Source organism: Pseudacidobacterium ailaaui, from assembly GCF_000688455.1.
Classification (GTDB): domain Bacteria; phylum Acidobacteriota; class Terriglobia; order Terriglobales; family Acidobacteriaceae; genus Pseudacidobacterium; species Pseudacidobacterium ailaaui.
Genome location: NZ_JIAL01000001.1, coordinates 2,630,428 through 2,647,850, shown reverse-complemented (window position 1 = coordinate 2,647,850; position 17,423 = coordinate 2,630,428). Strand labels below are relative to the sequence as shown.

The 17,423-nt window shown below is 55.8% G+C and carries 16 protein-coding genes and 1 pseudogene; 7 read left to right on the top strand and 10 right to left on the bottom strand.

Translation table 11 applies throughout. From position 1 onward, the window contains the following. Nucleotides 1-28: 28 nt before the first annotated feature. Nucleotides 29-556 carry an SsrA-binding protein SmpB gene (smpB, locus tag N655_RS0111830; RefSeq protein WP_026443164.1) on the bottom strand — a complete coding sequence of 176 codons (528 nt, stop codon included), beginning with the start codon at nt 554-556 and terminating at the stop codon, nt 29-31. 128 nt (nt 557-684) lie between these two features. Here smpB and N655_RS0111825 point away from each other — a divergent pair, with 128 nt between their 5' ends. The 4 genes from N655_RS0111825 (at nt 685) to N655_RS0111810 (ending at nt 4,711) form a co-directional block, all read left to right on the top strand. Continuing rightward, nucleotides 685-2,991 (top strand): secretin GspD/PilQ domain-containing protein, encoded by a 2,307-nt coding sequence (locus N655_RS0111825; RefSeq protein ID WP_026443163.1) that lies wholly within the window; start codon nt 685-687, stop codon nt 2,989-2,991. A 90-nt stretch (nt 2,992-3,081) separates the two neighbouring features. After that, nucleotides 3,082-3,549 (top strand): type II secretion system protein, encoded by a 468-nt coding sequence (locus N655_RS0111820; RefSeq protein WP_026443162.1) that lies wholly within the window; start codon nt 3,082-3,084, stop codon nt 3,547-3,549. 2 nt (nt 3,550-3,551) lie between these two features. Further along, nucleotides 3,552-3,944, top strand: coding sequence for a type II secretion system protein (locus N655_RS0111815; protein ID WP_349509486.1), 393 nt, complete (start codon nt 3,552-3,554; stop codon nt 3,942-3,944). A 59-nt stretch (nt 3,945-4,003) separates the two neighbouring features. After that, entirely contained in the window at nt 4,004-4,711 is a 708-nt protein-coding gene (locus tag N655_RS0111810; protein ID WP_026443160.1) for a hypothetical protein, read from the top strand. A gap of 34 nt (nt 4,712-4,745) precedes the next feature. Here N655_RS0111810 and N655_RS0111805 read toward each other — a convergent pair whose 3' ends face one another. Continuing rightward, nucleotides 4,746-6,215, bottom strand: a complete 1,470-nt coding sequence (locus N655_RS0111805) for a DUF6600 domain-containing protein (protein ID WP_026443159.1) — start codon at nt 6,213-6,215, stop codon at nt 4,746-4,748. 150 nt (nt 6,216-6,365) lie between these two features. Here N655_RS0111805 and rnc point away from each other — a divergent pair, with 150 nt between their 5' ends. From rnc to lepB (N655_RS0111790), 3 genes are read left to right on the top strand one after another with little or no spacing between them, the layout of a single operon-like run. Beyond that, complete coding sequence (gene rnc, locus N655_RS0111800; protein WP_026443158.1) at nt 6,366-7,133, top strand: ribonuclease III; 768 nt, start codon at nt 6,366-6,368, stop codon at nt 7,131-7,133. Next, on the top strand, nt 7,126-7,902 hold the full coding sequence (gene lepB, locus N655_RS18645) for a signal peptidase I (RefSeq protein ID WP_044934550.1): 777 nt from the start codon (nt 7,126-7,128) through the stop codon (nt 7,900-7,902). Before rnc ends, lepB (N655_RS18645) begins: the two co-directional genes overlap by 8 nt. A 23-nt stretch (nt 7,903-7,925) precedes the next feature. After that, nucleotides 7,926-8,720: a signal peptidase I gene (lepB, locus tag N655_RS0111790; RefSeq protein WP_026443157.1), complete on the top strand. Its 795-nt coding sequence runs from the start codon at nt 7,926-7,928 to the stop codon at nt 8,718-8,720. Here the strand turns inward: lepB (N655_RS0111790) and N655_RS0111785 are convergent, their stop codons facing one another. From N655_RS0111785 to phoU, 8 genes and pseudogenes are all read right to left on the bottom strand, one after another. After that, nucleotides 8,721-9,773, bottom strand: a complete 1,053-nt coding sequence (locus tag N655_RS0111785) for an isoaspartyl peptidase/L-asparaginase family protein (protein ID WP_044935824.1) — start codon at nt 9,771-9,773, stop codon at nt 8,721-8,723. 59 nt (nt 9,774-9,832) lie between these two features. After that, the gene (locus N655_RS0111780) at nt 9,833-10,282 is read right to left on the bottom strand and encodes a CBS domain-containing protein (protein WP_026443155.1); all 450 of its coding nucleotides are present in this window, start codon (nt 10,280-10,282) and stop codon (nt 9,833-9,835) included. Between the two features lie 229 nt (nt 10,283-10,511). Next, nucleotides 10,512-10,997, bottom strand: coding sequence for an SRPBCC family protein (locus N655_RS20935; protein ID WP_026443154.1), 486 nt, complete (start codon nt 10,995-10,997; stop codon nt 10,512-10,514). A gap of 13 nt (nt 10,998-11,010) precedes the next feature. Beyond that, entirely contained in the window at nt 11,011-11,334 is a 324-nt protein-coding gene (locus N655_RS20930) for an ArsR/SmtB family transcription factor (protein ID WP_238324702.1), read from the bottom strand. A 602-nt stretch (nt 11,335-11,936) separates the two neighbouring features. Then, nucleotides 11,937-13,067, bottom strand: a pseudogene (hpnH, locus tag N655_RS18640) (adenosyl-hopene transferase HpnH); the annotation flags it as partial. Between the two features lie 134 nt (nt 13,068-13,201). After that, nucleotides 13,202-15,214 (bottom strand): squalene--hopene cyclase, encoded by a 2,013-nt coding sequence (shc, locus tag N655_RS0111755; RefSeq protein WP_026443152.1) that lies wholly within the window; start codon nt 15,212-15,214, stop codon nt 13,202-13,204. 51 nt (nt 15,215-15,265) lie between these two features. Next, nucleotides 15,266-16,267: a 4-hydroxy-3-methylbut-2-enyl diphosphate reductase gene (locus N655_RS0111750; RefSeq protein ID WP_026443151.1), complete on the bottom strand. Its 1,002-nt coding sequence runs from the start codon at nt 16,265-16,267 to the stop codon at nt 15,266-15,268. Nucleotides 16,268-16,387: 120 nt separating this feature from the next. Next, nucleotides 16,388-17,059: a phosphate signaling complex protein PhoU gene (gene phoU, locus N655_RS0111745; protein WP_026443150.1), complete on the bottom strand. Its 672-nt coding sequence runs from the start codon at nt 17,057-17,059 to the stop codon at nt 16,388-16,390. Between the last annotated feature and the right edge of the window lie 364 nt (nt 17,060-17,423).

Here is a 17,423-nt window from a genome sequence, read left to right as displayed (position 1 = left end):
TCCCTTCCTGCGGCCCGCATGGAAAATCCTATCGTTTGGCCCGCGCCATCGCTGCCCGCGCCTCGCGATCAGCCTCCCTCCGGCGCTCGGTTTCGCGTTTGTCCCAGTCCTGTTTGCCCTTGGCCAGGGCCAGTTCGCACTTTACGCGCCCGTTGCGAAAATAAAGCCGGGTGGGGATGAGCGTAAATCCCTTCTGCTGCGTCTTGCCTTGTAGCTTGCGAATCTCGTCCCGATGGAGCAGCAACTTGCGTGTGCGGAGTGCGTCGTGCGTCGTGTATCCGGTATGGGAGTAAGGGCCGATATGCGCGTTCAGCAGAAAGGCCTCGCCGTTCTGGATGATGCCATAGGCATCCTTAAGATTGGCTTTGCCCTCACGAATGGACTTGACCTCGGTGCCGCGCAGCGCAACTCCTGCTTCAAATTTGTCCAGCAGGAAATAGTTGTGCCCGGCGGCACGGTTTTGCGCCGCATCCCGCGAGCCGGCAGCCACCGGGTCGCGCGGCTTGGATTTCTGGGAGGGGGCAGGAGCCACCGGATGACTGGACTGACGGGCCATATACTTAGTTTACAAGGCACAGGATTCAACCCGAAGCGCGCGTCCGTCATCCTGAATCCTCTGTGCCGGAATGCTATAATCGGCCACGACTATACGCCTTTTCCGATACATCTTTCCGCTGGAGTTGCATGAAGCATAACGCCCTCAAACTGGCCTTTCTTTCGGTCGGATTTCTCCTTCTCTTTGGCCCCTGGAGATCGTTACACGCACAGTCCGCCAGCCACTGGTTCAAAGAGGGCCAGAATGCCGAGGCTCGCGATGACGTGGAGACGGCCTACGAGGACTATTACAAGGCCTTCCAGAAAAAGCCCACCGACTTGCGCTATAAAACCGCCTACGAGCGTACGCGTTTTGCCGCTGCTTCGGCCCATGTGAAGCGCGGAGAAAAGCTCCGGGACCAGGGCGATATGACCGGCGCGGTCACCGAGTTTCTCCATGCCATCGAAATCGACCCCGGCAACGAACTTGCACAGCAGGAGCTTCGTGCCACCCGCGACAAAATCAATGCTCCGCCCAATCAGGAGATGCCATCGTCCCCGAACGCCAATCCGGCCTTGAGTGAACTGGGCGGCCCACCCACGCTCAAGCCCATTTCCAATGAACCCATCACGATCCACTCGGTTGAAGACAGCCGCGTCATCTACCAGACGGTCGGCAAACTGGCCGGCATCAACGTGCTCTTTGACCCGCAGTACACCTCAAAACGGATCCAGGTAGACCTCACCAATGTCTCACTTTATGATGCGCTGCGGATCATCGGCACCATCTCCGGCACCTTCTGGCGCCCGATTACTGACAACACCATCTTTGTCGCTGAGAACAACCGCGGCAAGCGCACGGAGCTGGACGAACAAGCGGTCCAGACTTTCTACCTGACCAACGTTGCCCAGCAGCAGGACCTCAACGATATCCAGACCGCGCTGCGCCAGGTCTTTACCACGGCGCGCCTCTATGCGGTGCCCAGCCAGAATGCCATCATCATGCGCGGAACACCTGACGAGCTGCTTCTGGCCCAGAAAATCATCAATGACCTGGATAAGGCCAAACCTGAAGTCGTCATTGATGTCGCAGTGATGGAAGTCAACCGCGACAAAATCCGGAACATCGGCATCCAGCTTCCGCAGACAGCGTCCATCAACTTCCAGACCTCGAACGCAAACGAGTCCACGACATCGTCCTCTTCCAGCACCACGACCGGCACCACAACCACCTCTTCTACGGGCACCTTGTCTTTGAATGACCTGGCCCACCTGAATGCCACCAACTTCGCGGTCACGATTGGCCAGGCACAGGTCAACCTGTTGCTCAGTGATACGGACACAAAACTCCTGCAAAACCCTCGGGTGCGCGCCTCCGATGGCCAGCAGGCGGTCCTCAAAATTGGCGAAAAACTCCCCGTGGCCACCGGCTCTTACCAGACCGGGGCTGCGACCGCCATCGTAAGCTCTTTGGTCAACACCCAGTTCCAGTACCTCGACGTGGGCGTGAACATTGACATGAAGCCCACGGTGCACTATGACCGCGACGTTACCATCAAAATGAAGATCGAGGTCTCCTCGGAAAACGGCACCGTGAATCTGGGAGGCATCAACGAGCCGATTATCACGCAACGCTCCGTAGACCAGACCATCCGCCTCAAGGAAGGCGAAGCCAGCATTCTCGGCGGCATCCTTATGCGCCAGGAAAGCAAGTCTCTGAGCGGTACCCCAGGGTTGGCTGAGCTTCCCATCCTGCGCTATATCTTTGGGTCCGAGCAGCGGGAGGTGCGGGACGATGAGATTGTCTTTCTTGTGATTCCCCACATCGTCCGCGCCGAACAGATCAATCCGCTGAATACAGAGGCCGTGGACTCCGGCACGATGAATTCCATTGAAATCCGGCGTCTTCCCGCTTCAGCCCAGACAACAAGGCCCGTTTCCTCAGCCTCTGCTGTCAGCCAGGACGGCACGGTATCCGGGCAGACGCCCTCAGTGGCAGCACAGAATGCTTTGCAGCAGATGCAGCAGCAGGCCAATGCTGGCGCTCCCGTCAGTCTGCAGCTTGTTGCGCCACCCGCTCCGCAGAAGACCGGTTCCACCTTCCAGGTCACAGTCAACCTGGAGGGCGGCAAGGACGTCTTTTCTGTCCCCATGCAGATGCAGTATGACAACTCCCGCCTGACGCTCATCAATGTAGACAACGGCAGCCTGCTCGGTAAGGACGGCCAGGCCGTCGCTCTGGTGCATCGCGATGACGGCAATGGAGGCGTGGCCATCTCTGCCTCGCGCCCGCCGGGGGTAAGCGGCGTCAGCGGTAGCGGCCCCGTGGTGGTGCTCACCTTCCAGGCAAAAGCGCCTGGGGACGCATCCATCGCCATCACTCGGCCCGTAGTCAGAAACAGCGCCCAGCAGGCCATGCCTGCCGTCGGCTCACAGACAGTCGTCCATGTGCAATAAGATGGCGCATCCCTTTTGCCCGGACGCCTGTCTGGATTTCGGCCGGTACTTCATCAACGATGTGCCGGCCGCGGGTTCGCAATACCGACCATGATGTACAGGACCAGAGCACGAAACCCTGAAGCCGGACTCACTCTCGTCGAGTTGATCGTCACCGTCGCCATCCTTGCCGTATTGGCCTCGGCCGCCATCCCGCTCACGAAGCTTGAAGTCAAGCGCCAGAAAGAGCGTGAGCTGCGTTATGACCTCTGGATGATGCGCGATGCCATTGACCGTTACAAGGATGCCGCGGACCGCAATGCGTTCCAGACCAAGGTGGACAGCTTCGGCTATCCGCCTGACCTTGAAACCCTCGTTAACGGAGTGGACGTGCAGGGGAAAAAAGTGCGCTTTTTGCGGCGTATTCCGGTAGATCCCATGACCGGCAAGGATGATTGGGGATTACGCTCCATGCAGGACGATCCCAACAGCGATTCCTGGGGCGGACAAAACGTCTTTGATGTGTACTCGAAATCTGACGGAACAGCACTGGACGGGACAAAATACAACACATGGTAAAAATGCGGCCAAAGGAACAGGGCTTTACGCTGATTGAGCTGATGATCGTCATGTTGATCATCGGGGTACTCGCGTCCATTGCCATTCCCATCTATCTCCAGTCCCTCCGCTCTGCCCGGGAGGCCGTCCTGAAAGAAGACCTCCACATCATGCGCCAGGCCATCGATTCCTACACCATGGACAAGGAAAAAGGCCCACAGTCCCTCGACGATCTGGTACAGGACGGTTACCTTAAGGAAATCCCCGTCGACCCGATGACTCACAGCAAAGACACCTGGGTCACGCAGATGGATGACAGCCTGCAATCTGTAGACCAGACTGAGCCTGGAATCTCTGACGTCCACAGCGGCTCGGATGCTATTGGCAGCAACGGGCAACCGTATTCAAGCTGGTAAACGCCCGCTTTTGCCTCCATTCAGGAGCAATCAGCCATTTACACTGGCACTGTCTGCCCATGGATTCCCACTACACACCCTCTCCTACGGAAGTCTTCGGCCGTTTTTGTTCCCTGTGCGCCATGGCCCCCTCGCTGGAAGGCCAGCTTGTCTTTCTTGGGGAGATGGACCTTTCCGGCATAGCCACCGCAGCCGCTGCCAGCATCGCCGGAGCAGCTTCTCTGGGAGCGGATGCTGACCCAGAACGCATCAAAATCGCCCTGCGCCAGGGTTTCTGCGACTTCATGGTGAATCATCTCGATGAAGCGCTCCGCATCCTGAAAAATGAACTGCGCAGGAAAAGGCCCGTGTCTGTAGGACTGCTTCGTCCGCCCAGCCACGTTGCCGAAGAGATGCTTGAGCGTGGCGTCCAACCAGAGATCGTGTTGCCGGACCAATCAGCTACCCCTCATTTTTTGCAGCGCGGAGCAGAATTGCTGCCTCCGGCTCCTGCCAATGACTGGATTGACGTTACCTGGAGCGTTGCAGAAGCACCGGCGCGCTGGCTGCCGCACCTTGACCAGCTCGCCATTGTCTCTCTGGAGCAGGCCTCTGGACCGCGCGTTCGTTGGCTGGAAAATGCCCCGCACTATCTGCGCAAAGCACTGATGCACGAGCGTTATGTGCGCATGAGCGCGAAAGAAGCAGACCGGTTCAGGACCCGGCTGCGGGAAAAATCTCCTGTTCCTCCCTTGCTCCGGTTCGATGGCAGAGAGGTAAACCTGTGACCCAGCTCGGCGTCCCCACACCTTTCTGAAATTTTCAGTGGTGTGCGCTTCCTCCCCCTGATGGCGCGGGTGCAGATGCCTGTGGAGCGGACATAGAAGGCGGAAGCGACATACGCACTCCACCACCGTTTATAGGCATCGAATGGTCCTGCGCAGGAGATGCTATACCCATACCGTTGCGCAAACTGCCCGGCGTAGGCACATATCGTGGCTGCAACATCGTAGAATGCGGGTCAGGCACACCGCCCGGAGTTCCGTTCGAACGGACAAATCCATAACCTGACGCTGCTCGGAAGCTGTCTCCCAGTGGACCAGCCCCTCTGAGATGAATGGCTGGTTCAATCGGTTGCAACTTCCTGCCTCCAAACATGATGGGTCCTGCAGCCCCGGCAGGCCGGGCGGGTGGAGTGACAGTGCCCTCCGTGCGGTTAACGGCAATCAGCGCCTGTTGTGATGGCATATGGCCTCCCCGCACAGGCTGAATGGGTTTTGGCCGAACAGGCGGGATGTAATTCTTCGGATAGTTTCCGATACTGTTCACCGGATACCAGCCGTATCCATATCCGCCCCAGCCGCAGTTGCCGGGGAACCAAGCCCATCCCGTCCCGTCAAACCAATTCCACATGCCGCAGTGATAGGGATACCATCCCCACGCATACCCAGAAATCCACGTATAACCGTAAGTCGGATAATAGCCCCAGTACCCCGAACCGAAGGGGTCCCAGTTCATCTCCATCCCGGCCGGCATCCATCCCGCCCCATAGCCGGGAAAGTTATACCAATTTCCGTAGTAGTCCAGGTCGCTCCAGGCCGGATTGTCAGGGTTATTGCTCAAAGTCCGGGCCAGGGTCGCCTTGGCCCCCAGTCTGGCCAGGTACCCGTCCCGTTCAGAGTTCCACTGGTCCCAGGAATTGGTCTGGATCCCATGGGCCACATCGTATCCCGATCCGATCTGCAAATTGAGCGTGGCGGTCTTGTTTGAGGAAAGATCCACTCCCTCACGCGAGGCCGTCTCAACGTGGGCTGCTCCTCGCATGACAGCAAGTTGTGCCGAATTGCTGTCAACGCCCAGCCTCAGGATGCTGCTCTTGCTCGCACTCGCCGTATACGGACCGAAATGTACAGAGTACCTGCCATCGCGGTTATTGAACTCGTAATAGCTCAACCCGGAAAGCGCCGTAATCTGCGTCTCTGTCCTGCCTTCTCCATTTCGCTGGAGTTGGTCAAAACGCAAAGAGCTGTCCGGTGTAGCACGGGCCACGCTCCCGTCCTCAAACTGCACTTCCACGTTGCCGTCGCTCCCGGTCTTGAGAAGCATTCCCTGGGTCACCGGCATGTTGGCATGGGCCTGATCAAATTCGACCCCACTTGCGTCCACAAGCTTTACGGTGCCTTGCACATAGCTGATGCGGACCGCACGGACTTGATTTTCCTGTGCAGAAATTGCCAGAGACGAAGAGAACGCGACACAAAGCGGAAGCAGAAAGAGTTTACCGGACCTCATGGATCACCTCCTGACGGGTCCCCCCTTGCCATTAGGCCACATATTAGAACAGAAGGCGTGCGCCTGACATGCTGTTTTTGGCCATATCCATTCAATTTTGTAGTCCGTCTGATAAATCGAATACTCTAAAGTAGGGTATTTGCAGCGCAAATGGGGCAACCTTCACTTGAAACGCTCGAACGCGCGCTCGGACACCGCTTCGGGCAACAGCACCTCCTCGTCCAGGCCCTCACCCATAGTTCTCTGGCACATGAACAGCATCTGACCGGGGAGGCGCCCGCAGAGCTTCACCAGGACAATGAGCAGCTTGAATTTCTTGGAGATGCGGTGATTGGGCTTCTGGTCGGTGAATCGCTCTTCCGTCGGTTTCCTCAGCTTCAGGAGGGAGAATTGACACGCCTCCGCGCAGCCCTGGTTAGCCGTAAGCACCTGGGTCACGTCGGTGCAAAGCTCCGGCTGGGGCGGTATATGCGCATGGGTAAAGGAGAAGAGCGTAGTGGTGGCCGCAAAAAGGCGGCCCTGCTTGCCAATTGCATGGAGGCCCTCGTGGCAGCCCTTTACCTCGATGCCGGTCTTGAAACCGCTCGTGCTTTTGTCGAGCGTCACGCCGTCGAGCCGTATGTTGAGGACCTGCAGAAAGAGATGCTTGAAGGGCGTGCCATGGGCGATCACAAATCCGCCTTGCAGGAATACCTACAGGCATACAAAGGTGGCCAGCCCGTCTACATTCTCAAGAAGGAGAGTGGCCCCGACCACCGCAAAAAATTCACCGTAGAGGTCCATCACTCTGCCAATGGCAGTGCTGGCATGGCTTTGGCTCGCGGTACAGGCACTTCACGAAAAAAGGCCGAACAGGAAGCTGCGCGTCGCGCCCTGGAAAAGCTGCGAGCAGCAGCCGTTGAGGCCAGCCATGACTGAAATTCTGACTGCGTCTCGAACAAAACTGCAACCGCACCTTCATCTGTACCCTTCTCTTCTGGATGCGCTTCGCTCCATGTTGTCTGTCATCGTCATTGCACTTTTTGTCCTGACCTTCATCGTGCAGCCCTTCCGTATTCCTTCAGAATCCATGGAGCACACACTGCTGGTTGGCGATTTCCTCCTGGTAAACAAGGCTGTCTACGCCCCCGCAGGAATCTGGCACTGGCTCATTCCCTATCGCAATGTACAACGCGGAGACATCATCGTCTTCCACTTCCCGCCTGATCCCGCAGAACATCTGGTCAAGCGCGTCATCGGACTTCCCGGAGATCATATTCACCTGCACAATGGCCTGGTCGTTGTGAATGGCAGACCATTGCCCGAGCCTTACGCTGAATACCAAAGCTCCTATGCCGACCAATACCGTGATGAATTTCCCACTTTGCAGTACACAGACCCCGGCGTAGACATGCAATGGTGGGCAGAGATGCGCAAAGAGGTGCAAAACGGCGACCTGGTCATACCCCCAGACAGCTATTTCGTCCTTGGTGATAACCGCAACCACAGCCGCGACAGCCGCTACTGGGGCTTTGTCCGTCGTCAGAACATCGTAGGACGCCCTTTCATCATCTATTTTTCGCTGCGCCAGAAGCCAGCAAGCACCGTTCCCGATCTTCCGGATGATAGACTCGGACACGGTACTGGTTCAGCACATGGCATCCTCGGATTTGCCCGCTGGAACCGCATTTTTCGCAAAGTTTGGTAAATCAGTTGCTGAGTTCAATCAATATGGAACAGACGATCGAAAAACAATCGGACAAAAAGAAAAACAAGAAGCACAACGACGAAACTCCTTTGGAATTCATCGCCTCAATTTGCGGCGTCCTCGTCATCGGACTCTTTGTGCTGACGTTTATCTTTCAGAATTTTGAGATCCCTTCCGCTTCGATGGAAAAGACGCTGTTGATCGGAGACCATGTGGTGGTGGACCGCATGACCCTGGCGCCTCCGGCCAAATGGGCACCGTTTGTCCATTACCGGGATGTGAAACGGGGCGATATTATCGTTTTTTACAAGCCCGTAGCAGAGACCAATGGTGACCACATTTTTCTGGTCAAGCGCGTCATCGGAGTTCCCGGGGACCATATCCATCTACGCAACGGAATTGTCTACCTGAACGGTCAGCCACAAAATGAGCCCCAGGCAGCCAAACCTAGCGATGACGAGTACTACCCTTACCGGGATGATTTCCCCTCAGTCCCGCCCTCCCAGGCCGTAGACGTCACAGCACAATGGGCCGTGGATTTGCCGAACCATATTCAGGGAGAAGATCTTGTTGTCCCTCCCGGGCAATACTTCGCCATGGGCGACAATCGCCCTGTAAGCCTCGATAGCCGGTACTGGGGATTCGTTCCACGCCAAAATATTGTCGGAAGGCCCCTCTTTGTCTACTGGTCTTTTGTCACTCCGGAAAACCAGATTGATAAGACCTCACTTGGCGATAAGGTCGGCTTTATTGGCCATATCATTCTTCATTTCTTTGACCAGACCCGATGGAGCCGGACCCTGCACTTGGTGAAGTAATTAAGGCTGGTCCTTGTACATCTCTATTTCCGGCTTGCCTCCTTCGGCAAGCCGGGCACGGTACATCCCGGGAGTGTTAAAGCTCCAGACCATGTCGCCCTGTTTGTCAATGGCGATGATGCCCCCGTCTCCCCTCATCTCTGTAAGCTGATGCTGGATGACCTCATCCGCAGCGGCCTGCAACCCCATTCCTTTGTATTGCACCAGTGCGCAGATGGTCCGCGCTACCGTCAGTCGGATGAAGTATTCTCCGGTACCTGTTCCAGAAACGGCACAGGAGCGATTATCTGCATAGGTCCCTGCCCCAATGATGGGCGAATCGCCTACACGCCCCCACATCTTGGCGGTGAGGCCACCCGTACTGGTTCCGGCCGCGATGTTCCCCTGCTTGTCCAATGCAACCACTCCGACTGTGCCAAATTTATGAGCATTGGGTGGTTCAATTTCTGAAGCCGGTTTGTCTGGTGCCGGGGGCGCACCCGCGGGACGCGGAGGAATGGGTTTGCCTTCTTTCTGCAGCTCCCTCACCATGGCCTGCCAACGACGCTCGGTAAAAAAGAAGCTGGGGTCCACCATTTCCAGCCCGTGCTCTGCGGCAAACTCATCAGCGCCCGCCCCGATAAGCATGACATGAGGCGACTTTTCCATTACGGCCCGCGCCAGCGAGATGGGGTGGCGGGTCCGTGTAACTCCAGCAACAGCGCCGGCTTTTAAATTCGACCCGTCCATAATCGCCGCATCGAGTTCATTCTTCCCGGCCGCGGTAAAAACAGCGCCCCGTCCTGCATTGAACAGCGGATCATCCTCCATCATGCGAATGGCCGCTTCGACCGCGTCCAAAGCGGATCCCCCCTTATCAAGCGTATCGGCTGCTTTCTGCAAGGCTGCCTGAAGCGAGGCCCGGTAAGCAGCTTCTGTCTTTGGGTCCATGTTCCTGCGTTCAATGACTCCGGCCCCGCCATGAAGCACAACAGCCCACTTCTGCGATGCCTGGGCTGATGCAGAGATTCCTGAGAGAAGGATCCAGCAAAGAAGAAAAATGGTCTTGCGCATGTCGGCATCATACACCGGCACGAGGACTTGAACAGCTCGTCCCGCTGGTCCGCGCGGTCCTACGATGCGTTCCCGCTAATGTACGCCTCAAGGTGCCGGATCGTCTGCTGCTGCTCCGTGATGACCCAGTTCACCAGATCGCCAATGGAAACCATACCCACCAGCTTCCCGTTGTCGATGACGGGGAGATGACGGAAGCGTTTCTCGGTCATGATCCTCATACATTCCGCCACTGTGTGTTGTGGAGTAATCGTAATCGGACCGGAGGTCATAATCTCGACGACCGCTGTTTCTTTCGAAGAGCGTCCCTTGAGGATGACCTTGCGCGCATAATCCCGCTCTGAGATGATTCCGACCAGCTTCTCTCCATCCATCACAGGAAGAGCGCCAACCTGCTTTTCTGCCATCAGCTCTATGGCCTCATAAACGGAGGCAGACGGAGAGACAGACCAGATCTTTCCTGATTTGTTCTTCAAAACTGCACCAATATTGCTTTCAAGTTCGGCCATAACCCACCTTCGGGGAGAGGATGATAGTCCTCCCAGGAAGGCCCGGTCAATCACTGCCAGCTGAGATTTTATGTTTGTATCTATGAGCAGCCGTCAAAACATTGCATGGTTTCTCTATGGCCAAGGACCAGAGCGCCGGTCCAGACAATTGGACTGTTCAGGTCCCATGTCCCGCTGTTTCGCCCACAGCGTTTTCACTAGTCTCTGCAGGCGAAACAACAGAAATCAACTAGGCATGGCTTGCTTCCAGCTTTGCGCCCTGAGGAGGATAGGCGGTGTGCAATGTTACGGAGCCTGTCTCGGCCAGGGACTTGAGATTAGAAAGAATCTTGGGCCAGCCGCCAGAAACAGCCTCAATCAGTTTTGAGTTTTCCCGGCCAATCGTATGCGTCACGGTGAGTTTCACCGCCGATCCGCAAGGCTCAAGCTCCATTGTGCAGAGCGATTCACCTTCAGCCTTAAGCTCGGGCCTCTTTTCGTGACGCCAGCGAATCACCAACCGATGCGGTGCCTGCGATTCTACAATCTCTCCTGCATCGGAAACACTTCCGTCTGCCTGCACCATCTTCCATGAAGAACCCGCCGTCCAGCGGCTCTCACAACGAGTTCCGAACCAGTACTGCTGCATAAACTCTGTGTCGTTGGTGAGCGCCGACCAAAGTTTTTCCGGGGTCGTGCGGATATAAGTCACATAAACAAACTTACTTTCAGCCATATGTTTCTCCCTTTCATCTGTTTTCTTTCTCTTCCAGCTTGTGTTTTAGATCAGCAAGAGCACGCAGATGCGAGCGCTCATATTTGCTGATCCAGCGGTCCGCAATTTCATGAATCGGAACAGGATTCAGATAATGCAGCTTTTCCCTGCCCTGCTTTTGCGTAACAACCAGCCCAGCTCTTTCCAGGATGGCAAGGTGCTTCATCACCGCCTGCCGCGACATTTGGTACCCGTCGCAAAGCTCGCCAAGCGTTTGGCCATTGCACGAATGAAGCCTGTCCAACAAATGCCGCCGGACCGGATCGGCAAGCGCCTTGAAGACCTCGTTCATGCTCATGACAATATGCAACCAAAAGGTTACATATTATGTCAAGCGATAAATTCCCAGATTTTTGACTGGATCCATCGAGGTCGAAGCAGAAAGGGCGATAACGAGCAAAAAGCTCCCCGACAAGGGGGAGCTTTTTGAGAGACCTGAGCATTTTCGGCAGGGCCTTCCTCTTTTATGGAAGCAGGTGGCCCATTTGCTGGCGAAATGTCGGGATTTTAATCCAGCTTTTCCGGATGCAAGCCGATGTTTCGCTCTCCGGCGGCTTTCTTTTCCCAATATTTCTTGACCCACGCCTCAAAGCTTTTGCCTGCAGCGGTGTCCCGTCCGGTAAAAGCAACGGAAGCAATCTCAGAATAGGGAATGGTCAATTTGACACGTTCATTGGCGGGAATGACGCGCACAGCAGAATCGGCCAGCGTCTTGCCTGTCTTCCGGTCAAAGACATAGCTCTCAATCCGACGACCGTCCTTGAGAGTGACAGTCACATCTCCGCGATAATCAAAGGCCTTTTCAAAGGCCTGGCGGACAGCTTCTTCGGAATCCAGGTTCGGGGTCCAGCCTTCGAGGTTTTCGCGCTCAAAACCTCTGGCCACTTCTTGCTCGTTCGGATCATGCACCGAACGAGTTTCGACCACGTGGACCTTTGTTTCAATCTGCACCAGCGGTTCATAGCTATGGACTGGTCTCACTGGCTCATGCAGCAGTTTGAGTGCCTCTTTGTCCTCGTATTTGTCAAAGAGTGTGGCGATGACCGTATCCAGAAAGCCGCGCAGCGACCCAAACGTATAGTAGACGCCGGAAGCCTCATATCCGGAATGGACCATACAGTTGGCGCATTTAGGATTGCCGGATTCTGTTCCGTACTTTGACCAGTCGGTGGTTTCGATCAGCTCTTCAAACGTATCGGCATAACCATCCTGCAAAAGGTAACAGGGTTTCTGCCAGCCAAAAACGCTGTAAGCAGGCATCCCCCAAGGCGTGCAGGAAAACTCACGCCTGCCCATCAAAAACTCCATATACATGGGCGAAGCATTGAACTTCCACGCCTTCTTCCGGTTGGAAAGGATCGCGCGAAACAGACGACGGGACCGCGCACGTCCCAGGAAGTGCTTCTGGTCGGGGGCCTTTTCATAGGTATAGCCGGGGGCCACCATCATCCCCTCGACCCCCAGGGCCATCATCTCATCAAAGAAGGCGCGGACCGAATTGGGATCTGCACCGTCGAACAAGGTTGTGTTTGTGGTTACACGAAACCCGGCGGCCACGGCCGCCTTGATGCCTTCTATGGCCGCATCATAGCCACCTTCACGGCATACGGAAAAATCGTGATGTTCCCGCTGTCCATCTACGTGGACAGAAAAAGAGAGATATTTACTCGGCTTAAAAAGATGAAGTTTTTCTTTAAGAAGCAGCGCGTTCGTACACAGATATACGTACTTCTTACGCGCAACCAGACCTGCAACAATCTTGTCGATTTCCGGGTGCAACAATGGCTCGCCACCGGGGATAGAAACCATGGGCGTGCCCGACTCTTCAACGGCCCGAAAACACTCTTCGGGAGTCAGTTGCTGCTTCAGAATATGGGCCGGATATTGGATCTTGCCACAGCCGGCGCATGCCAGATTGCAGCGAAAGAGCGGCTCCAACATGGTGACCAGCGGAAACCGCTTGCGTCCTTTCAGCTTCTGCTTCAGGACGTAAGTGGCCACTGTCCAGGCCTGAGAAATGGGTACAGCCATATTTGTCCCCTCACTGAATCGACTCGTGATGTCATCCTGAAAGCGACACAGCCAGAAATCTGGCCCTTCCGCCACCTGCCCGCAGGCGCAGGATGCTGACCTGCTTCTTCAGGAAGCGGTCAGTTTCTTCATTGTTACTGCTCTTCACGCTCCATTGCACGCTTATATGTGGTCAGCGCCAGCAATGGGAAGTAGTTCCGGTACTGGTGATAGGCCAGATAAAAGACACGCGGAAACCCTGTTCCCGTATAAATTGCCTGGCGCTCCCTGCCAGTACCAGTGCTTTCATCCCAGCCCCCATCTTTTTGCTGGTTATCGAGCAGCCAGCGTATGCCCTTAGCCACGCTGTCGCTTCTTGTATCACCGGCGGCCAGCAACCCTAATATTGCCCAGGCAGTCTGCGAAGGCGTACTGATTCCGACCCCGCGGGTGGCAGGATCATCATAACTTCCGCAGCTTTCTCCCCATCCGCCATCGGCATTTTGTACGGACCGGATCCATTCCGCCGCTTGCTGGATCTGCGGCTCATGGTTCCAGACACCTATGGCCTCTAGTCCACGCAGGACCAGAAACGTGCCATAAAGGTAATTCACCCCCCAGCGGCCAAACCAACTTCCGTCCGGCTCCTGCTCACTAAAGATGAACTTGATGGCCCGCTCGATGCGCTTGTCCTTGCGCGTATAGCCGTAGGTGGCCAGCATTTCCAGAATGCGGCCGGTAATGTCCACCGTCGGCGGATCCAGCATCGCGTTATGGTCCGCAAACGGGATGTACTGGAAGATCATTTTCGTGTTGTCTTTGTCAAAACTGGCCCATCCGCCGCTTTTGCACTGCATGGCGAAAATCCAGTCTATGGCGCGTTTGCAAACATCGTACTGGTATCGCTCGCGCGGATTGTCTACTTTATTCAATGCGAGCAACACCTGGGCCGTATCGTCCACATCGGGATAAAATTCGTTATTGAACTCAAAGTACCATCCACCCGGTTCAGCATTCCGCACCTTCATGGCCCAATCGCCTTTGTGGCGGACTTCTTTCGACAGCAACCAGTCGGCTGCCTTCAACATCCGCGCATCCGTACGAGGAACTCCGGCCTCGCCTAATGCAAAAACAGCTTGCGCGGTGTCCCAGACCGGCGACATGCAGGGCTGCATCCGGAAGGTCGGCTCCGCATAGTCAGGAGTACCGTTGGGAGCGTCAATTCCGAGCTTTTCAAACTCGTCCATGGCACGGATGACCTGCGGATCATCCAGAGAATAGCCGAGGCAGCGCAGAGCAATAATGGCATTCAGCATTGCCGGGTAAATCGCCCCGAGTCCGTCGGACATCTCAAACCGCTCAAGCATCCACTTTTCAGCCTTCTTCAGCGCCAGCTTGCGGAGCGGCCGGATATGGACCCGCTCGGCCCAATGCATCATCCTGTCCAGAAGCAGGAAAAAGTTTCGCCAACTGACCTTGTTCCGGCGGTCCCACTGGAGGCGCAGATCAGCATTTTCCCTGCCACCTACGAAAAGCTCATCAATTCCCTGCTCGACCGGAATCTTTTTAAACGGCTTTTTGGCATATGCGATCGAAAGCGGTACCAAAATCGCGCGCGACCAGGAGGAGATCTCGTAAATATTGAAGTAGAACCAGCGTGGAAAGAGAACAATCTCCGGCGGCACTGCGGGCACCGCATCGTAATCGTATTGCCCCAGCGCGCAAAGGTAAATCTTAGTAAATGTATTGCACTGCACCACGCCACCGTGGGCCAGGATCCACTCCCGGGCCTTGACCAGGACCGGATCGCCGGGATCCATGCCCATCAGTTTGCAGGCAAAGTAACACTTTACAGACAAGCTGATATTCCCCGGGCCGCCCGGGTAGATGCTCCAGCTCCCATCGTCATTCTGGAAGCGAAGCATCTCGGTCAGTGCGCGTTTCAGCCTGTCTTCATCTCCAGTGCCCAGGAAGCGGTGCATAAAAATGTAGTCCGCCTCCAGCATGGAATCGGCTTCCAGTTCACCACACCAGAAACCTTCATGATGCTGCAGGGAGAAAATGTAGTCGCGGGAGCGTATGATGGCGGCCTGTACAGCTTCCAGAGCGGCATCCAATCTGCCAAATCGTGGAGTGCTGCTTTGCGCCGATCCGGTGACTTTACTCATGCTGTCGCTAAATTGGGTCCTTGTTCCTGATTGCGGACAAATCTTCCGCACTTAAATGGATGCCTGGGCCGGTGCCGGAGCCGCAGCAATTGCCTGCACAATCTCCGGAGGAAGCCCAAACCGGACATTCTCCGGCATCACTTCCACTTCTTCCACGCTGTTAAATCCCTTTTGACGCAGGTAGCTGACCACGTCCTCCACCAGGACCTCAGGAGCAGATGCACCTGCCGTCACTGCAACCGTTGAAACCCCCTCCAGCCACTCTGGATGAATGGCCGCAGAGTTATCAATTAGATAACTGTTGGTCCCCAGATTGCGCGAAACTTCAACCAGTCGGTTTGAGTTCGAGCTGTTATTGGAACCGACCACCAGCACCAGGTCCGCGTTATGCGCCACATTCTTCACCGCGGTCTGTCGGTTCTCTGTGGCATAACAGATGTCCTGCGAGTGAGGGCCAACGATGTTTGGAAATTTTGCCTTCAGCGCATGAATAATATCGCGCGCTTCATCAAGTGACAGCGTGGTCTGCGTGAGATAGGCAACCCGATTGGGGTCAGGAACCTGAAGCGCCTCCACCTCTTCCACGCTGGACACAATCTGGGTCACATCCGGCGCCTCACCGAAGGTCCCTTCGATTTCATCGTGATCGCGATGGCCGACCAGAACCAACGCATATCCTTGTTTGGCGAATTTCACCGCCTCTACATGGACCTTCGTGACCAGGGGACAAGTAGCATCAATCACCTTCAGCCTGCGCTGCCTGCTTTGCTCACGGACAGCCGGTGAAACGCCGTGCGCGCTGTAGATCACCCGCATCCCTTCGGGCACCTGATCAATTTCGTCCACAAAGATGGCCCCTTTTTCCGCCAGTTCATTCACCACAAAGCGGTTATGGACAATTTCTCTGCGCACATAAATCGGGGCACCAAAGGTCTCAAGGGCAATCTTGACAATGTCAATGGCGCGCACCACACCGGCACAAAAACCACGGGGCTTGAGCAGCAGGACCCGCTTGTCCGGGGCAGAAAAGGTGTCAATTTTGGTCGCTGTCACATTTACCAGTATACCTTGGTACGGCCTGCCGGCATAGAGTAGAAGACGGAGTAAGGTGGACCTGCTCAGTACAGCGCCCGCCAGCAAGCGCGATAAGTCCGAGTCGGAAATGTTGGCTTTTCAATCCACCGCGGCCGTCAACTGGTGCCTTACGTCTGCTCCCCGCACCCAGAAGATGACATCCATGGCGATGTTCGTCGCATGATCCGCAATCCGTTCAAGGTTGCGCGAAATAATGATCGCCTGCAGTGCCTGCGGACTCAGCTCCGGATGCTCTTGAATGAAGCGCGTCAGCTCCTGGTGGGCGATTCGGTTCATGCGGTCAATTTCATCGTCCATGGCCAGCACAGACTCGGCCACCAGCGCATCCGCATCCAACAGCGATTGCAATGCCGTCCGTATCATCCTGGAAGCGTGATTCCGCATTCCATCAATGTCCAGCGGTAAGTCCACAGGGTCCCCTTCGATCATCTCTGCCGCACGCAGAACGATGCTCATCGCCTGGTCGCCAATCCGTTCGAGGTCGCCATTGATCTTGATGACGGCAAGAATAAACCGAAGATCTATGGCCATTGGCTGCTCTTTGGCCAGCAGATCGTAGGCCAACTCGTCCAGCTCCCGCTGCGCCGCATTAATCGCCTTTTCATTGTCGCGAACAAACTGGCATAATCCGGGGTCGCGCTGCAGAAAAGCGTCCACGGAAGCTTCCAGCGCCTGCTGAGAAAGCGCAGCCATGGCCAGAATTTTATCTTTCAGTTCCGCCAGTTGCTGCTGAAAGTGGATTCGGGGCAAGAATTTCCTCCAACTTTCAGTATGCAATAGATATGTAACAATTCTGCGAAAACCTTCACAGAGAAATTTCAGGCTGCATCCCGGGATGGAACCGGCTTTTTTCGCAACTTAGACATGATTCTGGCGTGCAGACGCGCTGCCCACGGACTGTCTACGGAAAGCAATCCCAAGCCGGCAATCAAAAGCGGGATTCCGGGCAGGACCGGCAAGAGGCAGCCCACTCCACCGGCCAGGAGACAGGCGTATCCTGCCACCTGCCGTAAGATCACCACCGCCCGTCTCCGGTCATTCCAACGCATACCTGTTCGATTCGGCCGAGCTTCCTTTCGTTGGATTCCGCCCGGCAGAATTACTTCCCGGAGAG